Consider the following 4,722-nt stretch of genomic DNA (forward strand, 5'->3'; position numbering starts at 1 on the left):
GACCTAGCCAAAGCCTTTGGGAATTTAAAAGCCTTTGAACATAAGCTACTGGACTATTGTTTTAGCTATGTGACCAAAGAAAGCACTGCAACAGATACATTTACGACAAATGCAAAAGAGGTGCTGAAGCACTTTGGATTGAACGCTTCAGGGAAAAACTATGAGCGTGTGGCACGTGGCTTTAAAGCCCTAAACGAAAACACTGCGTTATATCTGCCAATCGTTGAGAATGGCGTTAAAGGGATATTGATGACCCAGTTATTTAGAAAAATTAAATTCTTAGCTAATGGCGAAGTGGAATTTATCTTTTCAGAAGATGCTGCGCCTTACGTATTTGCTTTACGTAGCCAGTTCTTCTCGTTCAAATTGGCAGAGTTAGCTCAAATCAAATCAAAGTATGCCATTATTTTGATGAAATTGTGGGAAGCAAATCGCTTTAAAAATCAACGTGTCACAACCATTCAAGGAGATTTAGACGATTGGCAAGATTGGTTTTTAGGGGAAGAGAGAAGAATGCCCCCTGCAATCTTTGCAAGGAACTGTCTGAAAGTTGGGGCAGAAGAGCTAGAGAAAAAATTAGGGGTAGATGTTTATCTAAACGTAGTTAAAAATGGCCGAAAGGTCATAGGCTATGAAATGCAGATTACTGATAATCGACAAGTACCAACTGCAGAGATAATCAAGCAAGCTGAAGAAAGAAGTCGACAGACAGATATTTATGATTTTTTAGATTAAGCACTGTTCAAAAATCTAAGTATGGTTCAAATGGTTGTAACTGTCATGGAAAACACTTGTTTATATCTAATTTATGAGTAAAAAGATGCTATTGAGATGAAAAAGCAGCTCGATGTTGATGAAATTTAAAGAGACTGGGACAATTTTGTCCCAGTCTCTTTCTTGTTAGTGAATTATTCTTCGTATAGAATTTCAGGGTTCGGTATGCTCATCCCTGAACCACCACTACTGTAATTATTTGTTTCTGATTGAGGAAGTGCTATTTGTATTCCACCAGGGCCGTAAGCTACACCTGTAAAAGTTACTCTTTTTATTTTTCCGCTTACATATATTGAACCACTAACTGATTGTCCTGCCCTACCTTGACCGCTTACCGGGTAATATAAGGTACGGCCATTTGTTAATGTAATACGAACTCCTCCAGAGAATTGATAAGAGCTTTTAGTATAAGGTCGTGCGTACCACCATGCTCTACTTCGGTTATCATAAATTTCTATTTTGGAAACTCCACCATTTCCAGTTGCAGTAGAATATGGGGTGATTTGGTTTGCTTTTGGAGTTTCGGCATATGTTGTAACAGTAAATGAAAGAAGAGTGAGAAAGGTAGTTATAAATAAAATAAGTTTTTTCATGGTAGTTCTCCTTTATTTTTTGTATGATTATATCAGAATATTTTAAAAAATGAAAGGGTTTTCTATGAAGGGTGATGTTTTTTTTGATTATTTTTTGAAATCACTTAGGTTTCATCTTGGTGATAGGTGTAAGGATATTGGATTTATAGAGTTTGCTAAGGATGAAAATAATAGTTTTATTATTATAAAGGATTATATTTTAGAATCATTAGTAGTGTTGTCAAATATTTTGAGTAAGGAGAGGATTGTGTTTTCTTGTGGGGTTATTCATAGTAAGGGGGGAGTTACTGGAGTAGAAGTATGTATGAATGTATTAGAGTTAGAAAGATTAAATAATTTGTATAAGATATAGTTTTGAAGAATATTAAAAAATATAATGGAAACTGTCTATGTAGGATGTGTGGAGTTGATAGTATCAATGTTTCCTATGGAGATAATTTTCTCAACTATGTTTACTTTGATTTTTTGGTCGGACAATAGCGAAGCCGTCCGACTGTCATTTTGAAAAAATGACTTTGGGGGACTTATCGAAGTCGCCCAATTTTTCAAAAAATGCCCTTGCGATTCGAGGGCTTTTTTTGTAGTTCGCCCTGGCATAAAGTGGGCGGACTAGCTCTCTGCAAGAGCCTTCGGAGAACGCACTTTTACGAAGTAAAGTATAGTAAGTTATACTTTACATGGAAGTTAGCCGAAATTTGTGCTAAAATTCTAGCTAGAATGTTATCACAATAGACGAGCAATAGGCTTGCCGGCTCGTCTGTCATTCGCTACTCGAATGACCCACCTGAGGAGGTAAAAGTTATGAGCTACATGGTTGCGAGAATGCAGAAAATGAAAGTTGGGAATTTGGGTGGCGCATATAAGCACAATGAACGGATTTTTGAAAAGCACTCAAACAAAGACATCGACACGAGCAGGTCACACCTCAACTATGAGTTGACGGATCGTGACCGCTCTGTGTCGTATGAACGGCAAATTAAGGACTATGTGAACGAGAACAAGAGTTCTAAACGTGGGATACGGAAAGACGCTGTTTTGTGTGATGAATGGATTATTACGTCAGATAAAGATTTTTTTGAAAAGTTGGGCCAGGAGCAGACGAGAAAATTTTTTGAAACGGCTAAAAACTACTTCGCGGAGAATTACGGAGAAACCAACGTTGCTTATGCCAGTGTACATCTTGATGAGAGTACCCCACACATGCACTTAGGGATTGTGCCAATGAGAAATGGTAAGCTGTCATCAAAGGTTATGTTTAACCGTGAGGAGCTAAAGCATATTCAGGAAGATTTGCCAAAGTACATGAATGAGCATGGTTTTGAGTTGCAACGTGGAAAGCGAGATAGCAAAGAACAGCATTTGAGTGTGGCGGACTACAAGGAAAAAATGGGGCGTGAAGCTCTTAATCAGGAATTGCTAGATTTAGGAGCGCCAAAATATTGGCATACGGAAGAACGTAGACCTGCAACAATGTCAGAAATTCAAGATTATGAGGACATAGGTTCTTTGTTTGCAGATTCAGACGTGACATTTAACATCCGAGAAGCGACGTTGGAAGAGCGTTTCAAATGGCTAGACACTCATAGAAACGATTTAAGGGCAGATTTAGGACGTTTAGAGGGTGTCCTTGAGAAAAAGATTGACGAATACGGTAAAATCGATTCTGAGGCTTCTGAGAGGCTCTCAGAGCTATCTGAGTTAAATTCTGAGGTAAATAGTCGTCAGGAGGAAATAAAGGGGTTAAAAAGCGATTCTAAGCGTCTGAGCGATGATGTGGTTCGTCTGGAGAGAGCTCATAGAGAAAAAACGCAACTTTTGGTGGAACAATCAAGTAACTTATCGAAAATTTCGTATAGAGATTTAGATAGACGTCGAGTTGCCAAAGAGTTGCAGGAAGAATTAGAAAATGCTACTCCTAAACTGTTTGGCGATGGCTTTAATTTTACTTCGGATTTTGTTGGACGACTGAAGACGTTTGTGTCTGATGTTGTAGAGAAGCTGGAGCAGGCGGTCAATCAAAATGAGTTACTTAGAAATGCACTAGCAGGCATGAAAGAAGCAAAGAGTAGGCTTGAAAATAGCCTATCTCATGCAGAATGGAAAAATCAGCAATTAGAGACTGAAAACAAAGCATTAAAGCTAGAAAACAGGGAGTTGAAAGTTTCTAAAAATCTCTTAGATGACCTTTCTGAAGTCATAACAGAAAAAGAAGTAACCAGCCTCAATAAGCGTTTAGAAAACTTAAGAGAGACACGAGAACTGTCTAGGAAAAGACATGAGCCTACAAAAGGGCGGAGTATCTGAGCGATTTATGCCGTGAAAGCTATTTGACAATAAGCTAGGTCAAGTTAGACTGGTTAAGGCGGTTCAGTCTGAACTTTGTTCAGCTGACCGACAAACCAAAGACTAACGACCTAGGTTCCTTGTTGTCAAATAGACCATGGAATAAAGCAAGCGGACATGGTATAATAGCAATATTCTGGCACTAAGCCTTCGAAAGGAGGTGTTTAGCTTGTTAGAACTCATTACTCTTCTTGTTGTTGTCCGAGTAGTGTTGCCCTTAGCGTACGAGTTGGGGAAAGCCTATGGGATGAAGTGGATTGAAAAGCGCTTCGATGACAACGAGAAATAGTGTCACTTTTCACGAACGCTAGTGTGTTGTAGCTAGCGCAAAAAAGCACCCTAAGTCTTGGCGGACAGGGTGCTTTTCGTTTAGCGTGATGAACTCACTACTCTTGTTGTTGATTAAATTATAACATAGTTTTATAATGGGTGTCAAAAATAGACATTTGTGATATAATCAAATTGAGGCGCCTCAGCGATACGGTCGGTGGCGTGAATCTCTTTATAGGTCGGGCAACTGGAAACGGATAGCTCAAAGGGCACTATTTTGTGTCGGGTGTGGGACTGCCTTCAGCTTCGAGCTGTAAAGACCCCGGATGCATTTTTAAGAGATTGGCCCGATAGGGTCTTTTTTTTTTGAAAAATTAAAAAAAATGAAGGATTTTTTCTAAAGGAGTTACTTTCATACTTACTTTATAACTTACTTTATATATACTTTGGGGGTGTCAAAAAGTCAGTATTATCAAGGGTTTGCGAGGAGATAAGTGACAAAAAAGTACGTGATACATGACAAAAAAGTACGTGATACATGACAAAAAAGTACGTGATACATGACAAAAAAGTACGTGATACATGACAAAAAAGTAATAAATTACTTGAAGTTTGTCATGTAATATTATATAATCATTTATGACAAAAAAGTACGTGAGGTTAAGCCATGAAAAAAGGGAAGTCAGAAAATGCGTTTGAGGGCTTGATGTCTAGACAAGATTATCTAGTAGTACAAGCGAAT

Annotated in this window: 4 protein-coding genes; 3 read left to right on the plus strand and 1 reads right to left on the minus strand. The window is 38.3% G+C overall.

The genetic code is table 11. The annotated features are described in order from the left end of the window. A partial coding sequence (locus HT671_RS03635; RefSeq protein WP_172923047.1) for a replication initiation protein occupies positions 1 to 735 on the plus strand: 735 nt, incomplete at its 5' end. Between the two features lie 173 nt (positions 736 to 908). Here HT671_RS03635 and HT671_RS03640 read toward each other — a convergent pair. Then, on the minus strand, positions 909 to 1,367 hold the full coding sequence (locus HT671_RS03640; RefSeq protein ID WP_000733562.1) for a hypothetical protein: 459 nt from the start codon (positions 1,365 to 1,367) through the stop codon (positions 909 to 911). Positions 1,368 to 1,431: 64 nt separating this feature from the next. On the opposite strand from HT671_RS03640, the gene HT671_RS03645 reads away from it, so the two are divergent. Continuing rightward, on the plus strand, positions 1,432 to 1,719 hold the full coding sequence (locus HT671_RS03645; RefSeq protein ID WP_078373521.1) for a hypothetical protein: 288 nt from the start codon (positions 1,432 to 1,434) through the stop codon (positions 1,717 to 1,719). A gap of 449 nt (positions 1,720 to 2,168) precedes the next feature. Beyond that, positions 2,169 to 3,671, plus strand: a complete 1,503-nt coding sequence (mobV, locus tag HT671_RS03650; RefSeq protein ID WP_023937738.1) for a MobV family relaxase — start codon at positions 2,169 to 2,171, stop codon at positions 3,669 to 3,671. Positions 3,672 to 4,722: the final 1,051 nt, after the last annotated feature.

Origin of the sequence: Streptococcus sp. 2741, from assembly GCF_013276315.1 — a bacterium.
Lineage (GTDB): Bacteria > Bacillota > Bacilli > Lactobacillales > Streptococcaceae > Streptococcus > Streptococcus pseudopneumoniae.

Coding starts and splice junctions, on each gene's coding strand:
- HT671_RS03640 (WP_000733562.1), bottom strand. CDS start 1,367: ATGAAAAAACTTATTTTATTTATAACTACCTTTCTCACTCTTCTTTCA.
- HT671_RS03645 (WP_078373521.1), top strand. CDS start 1,432: ATGAAGGGTGATGTTTTTTTTGATTATTTTTTGAAATCACTTAGGTTT.
- mobV (WP_023937738.1), top strand. CDS start 2,169: ATGAGCTACATGGTTGCGAGAATGCAGAAAATGAAAGTTGGGAATTTG.